Origin of the sequence: Kribbella sp. NPDC051936 (assembly GCF_040680955.1) — a bacterium.
Classification (GTDB): domain Bacteria; phylum Actinomycetota; class Actinomycetes; order Propionibacteriales; family Kribbellaceae; genus Kribbella.
This window is the reverse complement of sequence record NZ_JBFAXS010000008.1, coordinates 566,857-580,936: the sequence shown is the minus strand read 5'-3', so window position 1 is coordinate 580,936 and position 14,080 is coordinate 566,857. Positions and strand designations below refer to the sequence as shown.

General features: G+C 70.0%; 14 protein-coding genes. 8 read left to right on the top strand and 6 right to left on the bottom strand.

Features of this window, described 5'->3' with window-relative positions; translation table 11 throughout:
* The first annotated feature begins 8 nt into the window (after positions 1–8).
* Positions 9–413 carry a cupin domain-containing protein gene (locus tag AB0L64_RS30165; protein WP_363715482.1) on the top strand — a complete coding sequence of 135 codons (405 nt, stop codon included), beginning with the start codon at positions 9–11 and terminating at the stop codon, positions 411–413.
* A gap of 8 nt (positions 414–421) precedes the next feature.
* Here the strand turns inward: AB0L64_RS30165 and AB0L64_RS30160 are convergent, their stop codons facing one another.
* Together AB0L64_RS30160 and AB0L64_RS30155 are read right to left on the bottom strand one after the other, a co-directional pair.
* Positions 422–1,117, bottom strand: a complete 696-nt coding sequence (locus AB0L64_RS30160; RefSeq protein WP_363715480.1) for a hypothetical protein — start codon at positions 1,115–1,117, stop codon at positions 422–424.
* Between the two features lie 183 nt (positions 1,118–1,300).
* Positions 1,301–2,125, bottom strand: a complete 825-nt coding sequence (locus AB0L64_RS30155) for an LLM class F420-dependent oxidoreductase (protein ID WP_363715551.1) — start codon at positions 2,123–2,125, stop codon at positions 1,301–1,303.
* Between the two features lie 332 nt (positions 2,126–2,457).
* Here AB0L64_RS30155 and ald point away from each other — a divergent pair, with 332 nt between their 5' ends.
* From ald to AB0L64_RS30120, 7 genes are all read left to right on the top strand, one after another.
* Positions 2,458–3,573 (top strand): alanine dehydrogenase, encoded by a 1,116-nt coding sequence (gene ald / locus AB0L64_RS30150; protein WP_363715478.1) that lies wholly within the window; start codon positions 2,458–2,460, stop codon positions 3,571–3,573.
* The gene (gene xerD, locus AB0L64_RS30145; RefSeq protein ID WP_363715549.1) at positions 3,570–4,505 is read left to right on the top strand and encodes a site-specific tyrosine recombinase XerD; all 936 of its coding nucleotides are present in this window, start codon (positions 3,570–3,572) and stop codon (positions 4,503–4,505) included. Before ald ends, xerD begins: the two co-directional genes overlap by 4 nt.
* Before the next feature lie 196 nt (positions 4,506–4,701).
* Positions 4,702–5,802 (top strand): ParA family protein, encoded by a 1,101-nt coding sequence (locus tag AB0L64_RS30140; protein ID WP_363715476.1) that lies wholly within the window; start codon positions 4,702–4,704, stop codon positions 5,800–5,802.
* Positions 5,787–6,146 carry a hypothetical protein gene (locus tag AB0L64_RS30135; RefSeq protein WP_355700160.1) on the top strand — a complete coding sequence of 120 codons (360 nt, stop codon included), beginning with the start codon at positions 5,787–5,789 and terminating at the stop codon, positions 6,144–6,146. Before AB0L64_RS30140 ends, AB0L64_RS30135 begins: the two co-directional genes overlap by 16 nt.
* A 26-nt stretch (positions 6,147–6,172) precedes the next feature.
* A complete protein-coding gene (locus AB0L64_RS30130; protein WP_363715546.1) occupies positions 6,173–7,120 on the top strand; it encodes a segregation/condensation protein A in 948 nt (315 codons plus the stop codon).
* Complete coding sequence (gene scpB, locus AB0L64_RS30125) at positions 7,117–9,252, top strand: SMC-Scp complex subunit ScpB (protein ID WP_363715474.1); 2,136 nt, start codon at positions 7,117–7,119, stop codon at positions 9,250–9,252. The genes AB0L64_RS30130 and scpB overlap by 4 nt, the downstream gene beginning before the upstream one ends.
* Positions 9,242–9,976 (top strand): pseudouridine synthase, encoded by a 735-nt coding sequence (locus AB0L64_RS30120; RefSeq protein WP_363715472.1) that lies wholly within the window; start codon positions 9,242–9,244, stop codon positions 9,974–9,976. Before scpB ends, AB0L64_RS30120 begins: the two co-directional genes overlap by 11 nt.
* 15 nt (positions 9,977–9,991) lie before the next feature.
* Here AB0L64_RS30120 and AB0L64_RS30115 read toward each other — a convergent pair whose 3' ends face one another.
* The 4 genes from AB0L64_RS30115 to AB0L64_RS30100 all read right to left on the bottom strand — a co-directional run bounded on the left by AB0L64_RS30115 (position 9,992) and on the right by AB0L64_RS30100 (position 13,952).
* Positions 9,992–10,903 (bottom strand): hypothetical protein, encoded by a 912-nt coding sequence (locus tag AB0L64_RS30115; RefSeq protein WP_363715470.1) that lies wholly within the window; start codon positions 10,901–10,903, stop codon positions 9,992–9,994.
* Positions 10,904–10,905: 2 nt separating this feature from the next.
* Entirely contained in the window at positions 10,906–11,808 is a 903-nt protein-coding gene (locus AB0L64_RS30110; protein ID WP_363715468.1) for a hypothetical protein, read from the bottom strand.
* 23 nt (positions 11,809–11,831) lie between these two features.
* A complete protein-coding gene (locus tag AB0L64_RS30105) occupies positions 11,832–12,956 on the bottom strand; it encodes a prolyl oligopeptidase family serine peptidase (protein ID WP_363715466.1) in 1,125 nt (374 codons plus the stop codon).
* 93 nt (positions 12,957–13,049) lie between these two features.
* Positions 13,050–13,952 carry a hypothetical protein gene (locus tag AB0L64_RS30100; protein ID WP_363715464.1) on the bottom strand — a complete coding sequence of 301 codons (903 nt, stop codon included), beginning with the start codon at positions 13,950–13,952 and terminating at the stop codon, positions 13,050–13,052.
* Positions 13,953–14,080: the final 128 nt, after the last annotated feature.

The following is a 14,080-nucleotide window of genomic DNA, read 5'->3' as shown; positions in this document are numbered from 1 at the left end:
ATCGGACCATGCAGAAGCCGGAGCTGGCCGTCCTGCTCGATCTCGAACCGCACCCCGAGGGCGGGTGGTACCGCCAGACGTGGCGGTCGCCGGTCGAGTTCGAACCGGAGGGGTACGACGGCAGCCGGGCCAGCGCGACCGCGATCTACTTCCTGCTGGCGCCGGGGGAGGAGTCGCGGTCCCACCAAGTGCGCTCGACGGAACTCTGGCTGTGGCACTCGGGCGGACCGCTGACGCTCGAGTACGACGAACAGTCGGTCACCTTGGGGCCGGACGTACGGGCCGGCCAGCACCCGCAGGTGGTGATACCGGCGGGTGCCTGGCAGGCGGCCCGGCCCGAGGGTGACGAGGCGGTGCTGGTGTCGTGCATCGTGTCGCCGGGCTTCGACTTCGCCGACTTCACGATGCGCTAGCCGGTGAGCTACAGCTGCGGGACGGCCTTGTCCCCGGTGGTCAGCTCCGGCAGGTGCTCGCGGACCATGTAGCCGCTCGCGCCGAGGATCCAGACGGCCGACAGCAGCAGCGGGACCGTGGTCATCAACGTGCCGCCGGCAACGAACGTGCCGGAGTCGGCGAACACGCCGAGCGCGCCCAGGAACGAGACCGCGGCGGCCAGCAGGGCCAGGTAGCCGAGCCAGTTCGGCATCACGTGCGTCCGCAGCACACCGATCCCGGCCGCGGCCAGCGGCAGGGCCGCCGCGATGCCGATCATCGTCGTCATCACCGCGCTCAGCTCGTACAGGGCCATGGTGATGCCCGCGTCGCGGCCGGTGATGCCGAACGCGGCCGCGGCGGTGAGCCCGGCGTTCACGAAGATCGCGGCGCCGACCAGCACCGAACCGGCCAGCAGGGCCAGGTGGACGTCGCTGCGCTCGGCCCGCTCCCGGATCGCCTCGGCGAAGGCCGCCGCGAACCAGATGACCAGCCCGGCCGCGGCCGCCCACAGCAGCGAGCTGAGCAGGATCATGGACCGGTGATCGGACAGCCAGCTCGAGATCGTGCTGTCGGAGTCATCGATCGTCGGAGCAGTACCGGGCAGGAACCTGCCCAGCATCGCCAGGACCACGAAGGCCAGTCCGGCGAAGCCGCCCCATCGCAACTCGTGTCGCTCAGTCATGGGGAACACCTCCAACGCGCACCACGCCGATGTGGTGCACCTAAGGCTGATGTTCCCCCGTTCCGGCCCGGAATCAAGACTTAGGTCTTGTCCGGCAGTCCAGCGCCTACTGCGGGGCACTCGGCACGGCACCTCGCCGCACCGAGCACCTCCTCGCTACGGCGCTGGACTACCGGACAAGACCTATCCGAGAACGGTCGCGAGCGCCTCGTATCCGGGCAGCAGGTCGATGCCCTCGTGGCCCAGCAGCTGGATCGCGACATGGTCCGCGCCGGCCTCCAGATGCGCCTTCAGGCCCTCCGCGACCTCGACCGCGGAGCCGTGCAGCACCATCGCGTCGACGAACCGGTCGCTGCCGCCGTCGGCGAAGTCGTCGGCGGTGAAACCGAGGCGCTCGAAGTTCGCCGTGTAGTTGCTCAGCTGCAGGTACGACGCCAGCCGGTCACGCGCCGTCGCGCGGGCGATGTCCGGGTCCGTCTCCAGCACGATCATCTGCTCGGGTGCGAGCAGGACCCCGCCGCCGAGGATCCGGCGGGCTTCACGGGTGTGTTCCGGCGTCGTCAGGTACGGGAGCGCCCCGGCCGTCCGCGCGCCGGCCAGCTGCAGCACCTTCGGGCCGAGCGCGGCCAGCGCCCGCCGGTCGGCCGGCACCTTCGCCTCGTCCAGCTCGTCGAGGTAGCCGACGATCGTCCGGTACGGCGACCGGTACTCGCCGGTGGCCTCCCGGTGCCCGATCCCGACGCCGAGCAGGAACCGCCCCGGGTGCTCGTCCTCGAGCCGGTGGTACGACGCCGCGACGTCGGCGGCCGGCGATTTCCAGATGTTGACGATGCTGGTGCCGACGGCAACCGAACTCGTTGCGGCCAGCAACACCTCGGCATCGCGCAGGCCGGCTTCCGGCGAACTGCCCAGCCACAAGGTCCCGTACCCGGCCTGCTCCAGTCCTGCCGCGAGCTCCGGACCGTAGTGCTGGGCTCCGTGCCAGACCCCGTAGTGTCCCAGTTCCATCGCCACGCCGTGCTCCTCTCGTGAAGCGTCCTACTGCAAGCATCGCTGACCGCCACGAATGGCCGTCAATGATGGTTGCCGCGTCAACGGGGACGCCGTATCCGGACGGTAGCCAGACGTCTCCGTTCCGCGTCGGTGTCTTGCCGATCTGCTTCCGGTCGGTTACCGATCGGGTACCGGCAGGGTGTCGTGGCGCGATCAGACCATCCGGCCGGGTGGTATGAACCCCGCGGGCATACACTCGGCAGCGACCTGGCAACCACCCCTCAACCGCCGGGCCGCGGACACAACGACGTGGGCCGCACTCCTGGATCGTGAAAGAAGGGCAAGTTGTGAAGGTCGGAGTTCCCAAGGAAGTCAAGAACCACGAGTACCGGGTGGCGATCACCCCGTCCGGTGTGCACGAGTTCGTGCGCAGCGGGCACGAGGTTCTGATCGAGCAGGGGGCAGGCAGCGGGTCGCTGATCCCGGACGACGAGTACGTCGCCGCCGGGGCCCGGATCGTGCCGCAGGCGGACGACGTCTGGGCGGATGCGGAGCTGGTGCTCAAGGTCAAGGAGCCGGTGGCGGAGGAGTACCACCGGATGTGGAAGGACCAGGTGCTGTTCACGTACCTGCACCTGGCCGCCAGCCGTGACTGCACCGACGCGCTGCTGAAGTCGGGGACCACCGGGATCGCCTACGAGACGGTCCAGCTCCCGGACGGAACGCTGCCGCTGCTGGCGCCGATGAGCGAGGTGGCCGGCCGGCTCGCCCCGCAGTCCGGCGCCTACCACCTGATGGCGCAGGGCGGCGGCCGGGGCGTGCTGCTCGGCGGCGTGTCCGGCGTCCACCCGGCCCGCGTGGTCGTCCTCGGCGCCGGCGTGTCCGGGATGAACGCGGCCGCGATCGCGCTCGGCATGCAGGCGCAGGTGCAGTTGTTCGACCGCAACATCGCCCGGCTGCGGCAGGCCGACCAGATCTACCAGGGGCACCTGCTGACGATCGCGTCGAACGCGTACGAGATCGAGAAGGCGGTCCTGGAGGCCGACCTGGTGATCGGCGCCGTGCTGGTGGTCGGTGCGAAGGCGCCGAAGCTGGTCACCAACGACATGGTCCGCCGGATGAAGCCGGGCAGCGTGCTCGTCGACATCGCCATCGACCAGGGCGGCTGCTTCGAGGACTCGCGCCCGACCACGCACGCCGACCCGGTGTACAAGGTCCACGACTCGCTGTTCTACTGCGTGGCCAACATGCCCGGTGCGGTGCCGAACACGTCGACGTACGCGCTCACCAACGTCACCCTGCCGTACGCGATCGAGCTGGCGAACCTGGGCTGGCGGGAGGCGCTCAAGCAGGACCACAGCCTGGCGCTCGGCCTGAACACGTTCGACGGGCACGTCACGTACGGCCCGGTCGCCGAGGCGCACGACCTGTCGCAGCTGAAGCTCGACGAGGTGCTGGTCTGAACGACATCGCGCGGGCGGTCAGCGCCTACCTCGACCACCTCACGGTCGAGCGGGGCCTGGCCGCCAACACGCTGGCGTCGTACCGGCGGGACCTGCGCCGGTACGGCGGCTTCCTCGCTGCCTCGGGGATCGACGACCTCGGCCGGATCACCGAGGCCGTGATCAGCGACTTCCTGATGCGGTTGCGCGAGGGCGACGCGGACCACCCGCCACTGACCGCGTCCAGCGCGGGGCGGACCGTGGTGGCGGTCCGTGGGTTCCACAAGTTCTGTGTGCGCGAGGGGCTGACCGCGGTGGATCCTGCCGCGGCCGTGAAACCGCCTGCGCCGCCGCAGCGGCTGCCCAAGGCACTGTCCGTCGACGAGGTGACGAGGGTCCTCGCGGCGGCCGCCGGCGCCGAAGCGGAACCTGCCGTCCTCGCTACGCGGGACGCTGCGTTGCTGGAGTTCCTGTACGGCACCGGTGCCCGTATCTCCGAGGCGGTCGGGCTGGACGTCGACGACATCGACCTGGACGCCGGTGCGGTGCTGCTGCGCGGCAAGGGCAGCAAGGAGCGCGTGGTGCCCGTCGGCACGTACGCCCGTGACGCGTTGTCGGCGTACCAGGTCCGTGGGCGTCCCGAGCTGGTCTCACGTGGTCGCGGTACGCCCGCGCTGTTCCTGAACGCCCGCGGCGGCCGCCTGTCCCGGCAGAGCGCCTGGACGGTGCTGCGTCGTGCTGCGCAGCGGGCCGGTATCGCGAAGGAGATCTCCCCGCACACGCTGCGGCACTCGTACGCGACACATCTGCTGGACGGCGGCGCCGACGTCCGCGTGGTCCAGGAGCTGCTGGGACACGCGTCCGTGACGACGACCCAGGTCTACACCCTCGTCACGGTGGACAAGCTCCGCGAGGTCTACGCGACGTCCCACCCGAGGGCGCTGTCGTCCTGAGACCCCGGTGCACGCGATGTCGGGACGGTGTGCGATCATCTCATTACGGTTGGTGACTCAGGGAGGGTGATCGGCCGGGTTCGGAGCTTTGTCGACAAACCACCCCACCCCGGTGCGGAGTGGCTGGTTGAGAGTGCTTGAATGCACGCTTACAGTCGCTGGGATCGCCCGTATCGGTTGAAAGGTTTGACGAGTCATGAACGAGTCGACATTCCCGGGCACCGAACACGTGACGGGCCACCTTCCGGGGCACCACTCGGAGCCGGTCCGGCCGATCAGCACGCCGCCGAGCGCGCACCCCAGCACCGATCCCGCCCCCCAGCCCAGCAGCCCGCCCCGGCCGGCCCCCGCGCCGCCGCGAGCCCTGCCCGACAACTATGCGGAGATGCCGAAGCCGACGGCCAAGCTGACCGCGGAGGACCTTGCACCCGTGAACGACCCGAACGGCCCGCGTCACAAGATCGGGCCGACCGGCCGGCCGCTGCCGGACCTGCCGGAGCCGCAGCCCCCGACCAAGACCGGCCCGGCGCAGGTGATCGCGATGTGCAACCAGAAGGGCGGCGTCGGCAAGACCACCACGACGATCAACCTCGGCGCGGCGATCGCCGAGACCGGTCGCAAGGTGCTGCTGATCGACTTCGACCCGCAGGGGTCCGCGTCGATCGGCCTCGGTGTCCAGCCGCACGACCTGGAGCTGTCGGTCTACAACCTGCTGATGCAGCGCGACATCACCGCCGACGAGGTGATCCAGCCGACCCGCGTGGAGAACCTCGACCTGCTGCCGGCCAACATCGACCTGTCCGCGGCCGAGGTGCAGCTGGTCCAGGAGGTTGCGCGGGAGTACACGCTGCAGCGCGTGCTCGACCCGATCATCCCGAACTACGACGTGATCCTGATCGACTGCGCCCCGTCGCTCGGTCTGCTCACGGTGAACGCGCTGACCGCGTCGAACGGCATCGTCGTACCGCTGGAGTGCGAGTTCTTCGCGCTCCGCGGCCTCGCGATGCTGACCGACACGATCGGCAAGGTGCAGGACCGGCTCAACCCCAAGCTGGAGATCGTCGGGATCCTCGGCACCATGTTCGACGGGCGGACGACGCACGCCCGGGAGGTCCTCGACCGCGTGGTCCAGGCCTTCGACGAACGCGTCTTCCACACCGTCATTCGGCGTACCGTCAAGTTCCCCGAGACCACGGTCGTCGGCGAGCCCATCACGACGTACGCCCCGTCCTCGAGCGCGGCCACTCAGTACCGCGATCTCGCCAAGGAGGTGCTGGCGCGTTGTCCCGCCGGGTGAGCCTGCCAGGTGCCAGTGAACTCTTCGGGGGTGCGGCACCGAAGCAGACCAGACCCGAGAAGCGCACCACCACTGACGGACCGTCCACCGTGCGGTCCCGTACGACGGTCGTCGACGACCGGAAGTCGAGTGGTCGGATCCGTCACGACACGAAGATCACCGTGTACGTGACGGAGGAGGAGCTGCTCGGCCTGGAACAGACCAGACTCGCGCTGCGCGCGGAACACGGCCTGACGGCCGACCGGGGCCGGATCGTCCGGGAGGCGATCGACGTCCTGCTCGCCGACTTCGTCGACCACGGACCGGACTCGGTGCTGGTACGGCGGCTCAAGGCGTCGGAGTGACCGTGTCCTCCGCGGACTCGTTGCCTTTGGACGTCGGTACGGACAGCGCGCCTGCTGTTGCCGAGGGCAAGGGTTTCAGTGTTCACCTGGAGAACTTCGAGGGACCGTTCGACCTGCTGCTGCAGCTGATCTCGAAGCACAAGCTGGACATCACCGAGATCGCGCTGTCGGTGATCACCGACGACTTCATCGCCCACATCAAGGCGCTGGGGCCCGAGTGGGACCTCGACCAGACGTCGGAGTTCCTGCTGATCGCGGCGACGCTGCTCGACCTGAAGGCGGCGCGGCTGCTGCCGAAGGGCGAGGTCGAGGACGACGAGGATCTGGCGCTGCTGGAGGCGCGGGACCTGCTGTTCGCGCGGCTGCTGCAGTACCGGGCGTTCAAGCAGATCGCGGCGCTGGTGCAGGAGCGGATGGCCGTCGAGTCCCGCCGGTTCCCGCGCGCCGTCGGGGTGGAGCCGCGGTTCGCGGAGCTGCTGCCAGAGGTCCTGCTCGGGCTCGATCCGGCCGGGCTGGCCGCGCTGGCCGCGAAGGCGATGGCGCCCAAGGACGACGTACCTCCCGGGGTTTCGCTGGCCCACCTGCACGCGCCGGCCGTCACCGTGCGGGAGCAGGCGGAAGTGATCGTCGACCGGCTCCGGCGGCAGCGCAGCGCGACGTTCCGTTCGCTGGTGGCCGATTCGCCGGACACCGTCACCACCGTGTGCCGGTTCCTGGCGCTGCTCGAACTGTTCCGCGAGGCGGCGGTGTCGTTCGACCAGGTCACCCCGCTCGGCGAACTCACCATCCGCTGGACCGGCACCGACGAGGGCGAGATCGCCGTCAGCGACGAGTTCGACGAGGAACAGCAACCAGCTGACGAATCCGGCGAAGCCCCCCACGTCGAGGACGACCCCGACTTCCTCGAACCAGGCGAGAGCCACACCGACCCAGAACCCCCCGCCCCAGACACCACCGAGACGGCAGACCAGTGACCAACTCCCAACCCCCCACCCCCGATCCGACCGACTCCTGGGATGGTGCTGAGGGTTCCGACGAGGCTGAGCCCACCCGGGACGCCGACAGGTCCGAGGGAACTGCCCGGGCAGCTAGCGCCGCCGCGACCGCCGCGACCAACGCGACCGACGCGACCGACGCGACCGACGCGACCGACGCGACCGACGCGACCGACGCGACCGACGGCGCGGACAGGACCGGCACGACCAGCACCGACGGCTCGTCCGAGGCCGCCGATCCCGCGGATGGCGCCGACGGCTCCAACGCGACTCAGGCGGCCGAAGCCGCCGACCAGGCGGCATCCGCGGACTTGCCCGACGGAGCGGACGGCGCTGAGGCGACCGACGCGTACGAGGGTGTTGACGGGACTGGCACGACCGACTACACCGCCAACGACGGCCCGGCCGAGGCCGCCGGACCCGCGGATGGCGCCGGCGGCTCCGACGAGACTCACTCGGATGGCGCCGACGGCTCCAACGCGACTCAGGCGGCCGAAGCCGCCGACCAGGCCGCTTCCGCGGACCTGCCAGAGGGAGCTGCCGCGACCGACGGGACCGACGGGACCGACGGGACCGACGGGACCGACGCGACCGACGGTGGTTCGGCCGAGGCGGTCGGCTCCATGGGGGCTGGGGACACCGACGGGGCCGAGTCGGTGGACGGGGCGGAGGGGGCCGACGGCGGGGATGAGGACGATTACTTGCCGCCGGGGCAGACTTCGGTGCCGGTGGGCGATGAAGTGGTTGTTGACGACGACACGATGCGGCGGGCGCTCGAGGCGATTCTGATGGTGACGGACGAGCCGTTGCCGGTGCTGACGCTGGCGCGCGCAGTCGGGCGGCCGACGGGTGATGTGGCGGGGGCGCTGGCGGAGCTGGCGGCGGAGTACACCGAGCAGGGCCGCGGATTCGACCTGCGTGAGGTGGGCGGCGGCTGGCGGTACTACACCCGCGTCGAGGCCGCGCCGTACGTCGAACGCTTCGTCCTCGACGGCCAGCAGGCGCGCCTCACCCAGGCCGCGCTGGAAACCCTCTCCGTTGTCGCGTACAAGCAGCCCGTCAGCCGCGCCCGCGTCTCCGCCATCCGCGGCGTGAACGTGGACGGCGTGATGCGCACCCTCGTCGCCCGCGGCCTCGTCGAGGAGGCCGGCTCGGACACCGAGTCCCAGGCGACCCTGTACCGCACCACGTCGTACTTCCTGGAGCGCATGGGCATGCAGTCCCTCGACGACCTCCCCGAACTCGCCCCGTACCTCCCCGACATGGACGACATCGAGGACGAGCTCGCCGCCCAATCCCTCCCACCCGCAGAACCCACCCCCGAGACCACGACCGCCGAGGGTGCGGACGCCAAGGGCGCGGATGCCGAGGGTGCAGATGCCGAGGGTGCAGATGCCGAGAGCGCGGACGCCGACGGTGGCGACGCCGAGGCTCCGGATGGCGAAGGTGCGGATGCGGAGGCCCCGGGCGCCGAGCTCCCGGATGCCGAGGGCGCCGACTTCGAGGCCCCGGACGGCGACGTTGCGGGCGCGGACAGCGCGGATGCCGAGGCCCTGGATGTCGAGGGTGCGGACGCTGATGGTGCGGAGGGCGTGCGCGCGGACGACAAGCTGGACGCGGAGGCGTCGGGTGGTGTTGCTGCGAGCACGGCTGATGCCGGGGCGGCGGGCGGTGTGTACGCCGCCGGTGGCGGCGAGTTGGACGCGGAGGACCGCGGGGACGACGGCGACACCGTAGATGCGCCGGCCCAGGCGGAGTCCGCCGAAAGCGCCGAGGCATCCGGCGACGCAGCTGATGAGGCCGTGGTGAGCGGTTGGGCCGTGGAACCGGGCGCCGAGGACGTGGACAACGTGGTGTCGGGCGGTACGACGGTCGCGCCGGCAGGCGAACCTGCGGGCGAGGCAGACGCCGCGGACGCGGAGGAGGCGGACGGTGCGGCTGATGAGGCTGAGGTGAGCGGCTGGGCCGCAGGGCTGGGCGACGAGGACGGGGACGACGTGGTGTCGGGCGGTACGGCGGTTGGGGCGGCGGGCGGGGGTGCCGGCGAGGCAGATGCTGCGGGCTTGGATGTTGGTGGGCGTGTGGAGGGTGGGGTTCGGGATGGGGGATGAGGGTGGGGTTCGGCTGCAGAAGGTGTTGGCTCGGGCGGGGGTGGCTTCGCGGCGTAGTGCGGAGATCATGATCGAGGAGGGGCGGGTCGAGGTCGACGGGCGGGTGGTGACGGAGTTCGGGGTGCGGGTGGATCCTGAGACGGCTGTCATCCGGGTGGACGGGGCGCGGATCCCGCCGGTGAGTGCGAACGTGTACCTGGTGCTCAACAAGCCCCGCGGTGTCGTGACCACGATGTCCGACCCGCAGGGGCGGCCGTGTATCACGGACTTCGTGCACGACCGGCCGGAGCGGCTGTTCCACATCGGGCGGCTCGACACGGACACCGAAGGGCTGTTGCTGCTCACGAATCACGGTGAGTTCGCGCACCGGCTCGCGCATCCGTCGTACGAGGTCTCGAAGACGTACGTCGCCGAGGTCGAGGGCAACGTCAAACCCGCGGTCCTGCGCAGGCTTGTGGACGGTGTCGAGCTCGAGGACGGACCGGCCCGCGCGGACACGGTGAAGATCGTCTCGACGGTGCCCGGCCGGACCCTCGTGGAGATGTCGCTCCACGAGGGCCGCAACCGGATCGTGCGGCGGATGTTCGACGCGGTCGGTCATCCGGTGAAGCGGCTGACCCGGATCGCGATCGGTCCGGTCCGCCGCGGCAACCTGCACACCGGCGAGCTCCGCGAGCTGGACTCGAAGGAACTCGGCCAGCTCCTCGACCTCGTCGACCTGTGATCGGTCGCCGAACAGTCACTCGCCGGACAGCTGCTCGCTCTCCTCGTCGTCCTCGAAACGCCGCGCCTGCGCCGCCTCGCTGAACGTCCGCGGCACTTTCCCGAGCGCCCTGATCACCGTCGACTCCCCGTTGGCGTGCCCGAACTCGTACAGGTAGGGCGCCCCGGTCTCCTTGTCCACACCCAGCACGATCGTCTTGAGACCGCACGCGTCCGCGACGAGCGACTCGAACCCCTGCCAGGTCGAACGCCGGACGACCTTCACCACCGGCTGACCCGAGACCGGGATCCGGATGGTGTAGAGCGCCCCGTTGCGGGTGTTGGCGAGGAACGTGTCGTATGTGGCCGTCTGGCTGATCATCGCCATCGTCTTGACCGCGCTGAAGCCGGTGTACGTCGTCTTCCGGCTGAACGCCGTCCCGTCGACGTTCCAGCGCACGATGGTGTCGCCGAGAACGGCGTACGCGTTGTGCCGGACCAGGGTGGTTCCTCGGTTGAACCGTGAGCTCTCCAGGTAGCGGACGTCACCCCAACCGCCGCCGATCAGGGTCCGCTGCACCGAGGCGGGATCGACGTCGCCGTAGAAGTCGTTCACCTTGTACGTCAGCAGGTAAAGGCCGGTGCCCAGTACGACGTACTGCCGGCGGGACTCGCCGTGCTGCTCGGCGTTCATCTGTGTGCCGAGCCCACTGGTCAGACGGACCTGGTCGTCCGGTAGCAGGTCCTTGCCGCCCCAGCTGCTGGGGCTGGCACCAGGCGGCACCACGCCGTACAGACCGCGCAGGATCAGGTCGCCGCCGCTCGTCGTCGAGGCGAGCGACATTTGGCAGAACGGCACCTCACGAGCGGCCGCCGAGGCAGGTGCTGCCTGGACCAGGGCACCGGCCGCCATGACGAGGCCGAGAACCCCTGCTGCGCGTTTCACCATGTTCACTCTCCGTAGAGCAGGACGCCGGCTTCAGGCGCGCTGGGATAGGAGCGGAAGTACGCCTTGTCCTCCGGCGCGCCGAGTTGGTCGCCCACTCTGCCCAGGCCGTTGATGACGGTTGCGGCCCCGTTGGCGTGGCTGACGGCATACAGGTAGCCGCGGCGGGTGTCCTTGTCGATGCCCAGCAGCAGCGTGCTCTGGTTGCCGCACTTCTCGGCGATCAGCGTCTCGAACGTCTGCCAGGTCGACGTCCGCACCTTCTTCACCACCGGTGCGCCGCTGAACGGGATCCGGATCGTGTACAGCGCGCCGGCGCGCGTGTTGGCCAAGAACGTGTCGTACGTCGCCGTCTGGCTGATCAGCGTCATCGTCTTGACCGCGGAGTACCCGCCGTAGGTCGTCTTGGCGCGCCAGGCGGACCCCTCCACGGACCAGCGCGTGATGACGCCTCCCTCCAACGCATAGGCGTGGGACGTCGACTTCTCCACGTAGCTCTGGTGGATCCAGCCGCCGCCGACCCTCGTCGCCTGGTACGACTCCGGGTCCAGCTCACCCGTGGTCACGTCAGTGACGTACCGGTACCGGTAGAGCTCGGTGCCCATCACCACGTACCCGCTCCGCGCCATGCCCGACGGCGGATCCGGCTCCCAGCCTGACGTGGTCGCGAGGCGCACCCGGTCGACCGGGAACAACGCCTTCGGCCCGACGCTCGGCGGCGCCGCCGTGACCGGTGCGGTCGCGGTGATCCGCTGAAACTTGAGGTCACCCTGCACGGTCGCCGTGCCGAGCGTCATCGAGCAGGCCGCGCTTGCCTGCTCGGCCGCCGCCTGTGCCGGTCCCGGCACCAGCGCCGCCGCCGCCATCGCCGCGCCCAGCGCACCCGCGGCGATCCGAGTTCTGGTCATCCAGCCCCCTTCGAGGAGTCGTGTCACTCACTCGATGCCGAGGATGCCGGAAAGGTTAGGGATCGGTCGAAGAACTCGCGGACGAGCCGTCGTACGGCGGGAACAGCGCAGCGGGACGCACCGACCAGCTTGGCCCGCGCGGCGGCCGTCATCAGGCCGGCGGCTTCCAGTTGCGGGGCGAAAGCGGCGTAGTCCGTCCAGATCCAGTGGTTCGCGTCGGACAGCTGCACCCGGCGTACCGGACCGCCATGGGACAGGACAGCTGACCACGTGCGGTCGAAACGCTCGTCCCGGAAGCCGTCGGTCCCGGCCAGCAGCAACGGCTTCCGGGTGCCGTGCGCTGCGATCGGGTAGAGCTCGCCGTCCAGCGTGTCCAGGTAGCCCTCCAAGTTGGCAGCGGCTCGGACCTGTGGCTGCTCCAGCGACACAGCGGCGGTCGCACCGCCGGCGGAGTGGCCGTAGACGCCGACGCGGTGCGGGTCGATCGACGGGTGCAGCTCCGTCAGGTGTTCGAGCACGAACCGCAGGTCCGCGAACCGCGTGTCCATCATGAGACGCGACTGCACCGGGTCGGTCTGCACGTCCGGACTGATCTCGATGACCCGCAGCCGCCCGTCCGGGAACACCACCTCGCTCGCCTCGCCAGGGTGGTCGAGGGTCAGGACCACGTACCCGTGGCTGGCCAGGTCCTCGGCGAGAGAGGTGCCGATGGTGCGCGGGTCCGCGCCGCCCGGGCTGTAGACCAGCGTGGGGCACCGGCCGGGTAGAGCGGGCGCGTCGACGTACGAATGAGTCAGTGTGGCGCCCCAGCTCACGCCGCTTGTCGGCAGCTCCGGATGCAGGACACCGGCGTCCAGGGTCTTGAAGACCTCTGCGGCGGCCGGGGCGAGCTGTGGTGCGCGTTGGTAGCCCTGTACGGCGCGTGCCGGATAGAAGACCGTCAGCGCGAGCTCTCGGGTCGGCGCGCCGTTCCACGGGTCGGAGCGGCGCGGGTCGGTCAGTGCACGCGTCGTCGTTCCGACAGGCCAGGGGCCGGTAGGAGCCGGCAGACGCAGTGTCAGGTCGGTCGCGGCGTTCGCCGTCTGCAGTGGAACAAGCGCGGAGGCGGCGGAGGCCGCGGCGGCGGTGAGGAAGGTTCGTCGTCTCATGTCGACGACGCTGTCAGAGGCACCGGGCGCCGGTCAGCTGATGAGGAGGGATCTCCACCCGGAGTTACAGCTCCGGGTGGAGATCCGTCGAGGTCATGCGCCGGCGAGGATCGTGCCTGTGGTGTAGAAGCGGAAGTACGAGTCCGTGGCCGGGAAGGTGGTCGGCACCTTGCCCAGGCCCTTGATGACGGTGGCCGTGCCGTTGGCGTGGCCGACGGCGTACAGGTAGCCGGCGCCGGTCTCCTTGTCGATGCCGAGCAGCAGCGTCCCGTAGTTGCCGCACTTCTCGGCGATCAACGTCTCGAAGCCCTGCCAGGTCGAGGTGCGGATCTTGGTCACGACCGGCTTACCGGAGCCCGTGGGCACCTGCACGGTGTAGAGCGCGCCGCCGTTCGTGGTGGCCAGGAAGGTGTCGTAAGTCCGCCCCTGCCCGATCAGCACCATCGTCTTGACCGACTTGAAGCCGCCGAAGGTCGTGTAGTACTTCCAGCCGCCCGGTGTCACCGTCCAGCGGGCGATGAGGCCGTCGGTGAACTGCTGGATCAGCGAGTAGACGTTCGAGCGGCCGGGGTACTGGCTGGCTTCGACGTACTTGTGCAGTTCGTCCCAGCCGCCGCCGATCAGGGTGTTGTGGAGGGTGCCCGGCACGATCGAGACCCCCGTGCCGTCCGTGATGTAGCTGGTGCCGTACATCCGCTGACCGAGCGCTACCAGGCCGGTGCGCTCCTCACCGGCCGGTACGACGAGTTCGGTGCGTACGGCGGTCGGCAGGTGCGCCTGGCCGTCCGGGTAGAGGTTCATGGGGCCGAGCTGGCGGACACCGGCGGAGGGTGCCGCGGTAATTGTCTGGGAGGTGTGGTCACCACCGGGGGTGACCGAGCCGAGCCGTAGCGAGCACGCCCCGGCCGTGCCGGCCGGTGCCGCAGTGGCAGGAGTGGCCGCGAATCCTGCTGCGAGCAGGACTCCGGCGGCGAGCATTCGCCCGTATTTGATCATCTGAAACCCTTTCGTCAGTGGTCACGATGCGGGCGGACGCCTCATTGTTGCGGGCATCAAAGGGATAACGCCGGAGCACGGCGCGCCTGCGACACCCCCCGGTTGTCGGAGGTGCGCCGTAGTGTGGG

What these genes read in the sequence shown, in the direction of transcription:
- AB0L64_RS30165 (WP_363715482.1), top strand. Translation starts at nt 9, where the DNA reads ATGCAGAAGCCGGAGCTGGCCGTCCTGCTCGATCTCGAACCGCACCCC.
- AB0L64_RS30160 (WP_363715480.1), bottom strand. Translation starts at nt 1,117, where the DNA reads ATGACTGAGCGACACGAGTTGCGATGGGGCGGCTTCGCCGGACTGGCC.
- AB0L64_RS30155 (WP_363715551.1), bottom strand. Translation starts at nt 2,125, where the DNA reads ATGGAACTGGGACACTACGGGGTCTGGCACGGAGCCCAGCACTACGGT.
- AB0L64_RS30140 (WP_363715476.1), top strand. Translation starts at nt 4,702, where the DNA reads ATGAACGAGTCGACATTCCCGGGCACCGAACACGTGACGGGCCACCTT.
- AB0L64_RS30120 (WP_363715472.1), top strand. Translation starts at nt 9,242, where the DNA reads ATGGGGGATGAGGGTGGGGTTCGGCTGCAGAAGGTGTTGGCTCGGGCG.
- AB0L64_RS30115 (WP_363715470.1), bottom strand. Translation starts at nt 10,903, where the DNA reads ATGGTGAAACGCGCAGCAGGGGTTCTCGGCCTCGTCATGGCGGCCGGT.
- AB0L64_RS30110 (WP_363715468.1), bottom strand. Translation starts at nt 11,808, where the DNA reads ATGACCAGAACTCGGATCGCCGCGGGTGCGCTGGGCGCGGCGATGGCG.
- AB0L64_RS30105 (WP_363715466.1), bottom strand. Translation starts at nt 12,956, where the DNA reads ATGAGACGACGAACCTTCCTCACCGCCGCCGCGGCCTCCGCCGCCTCC.
- AB0L64_RS30100 (WP_363715464.1), bottom strand. Translation starts at nt 13,952, where the DNA reads ATGATCAAATACGGGCGAATGCTCGCCGCCGGAGTCCTGCTCGCAGCA.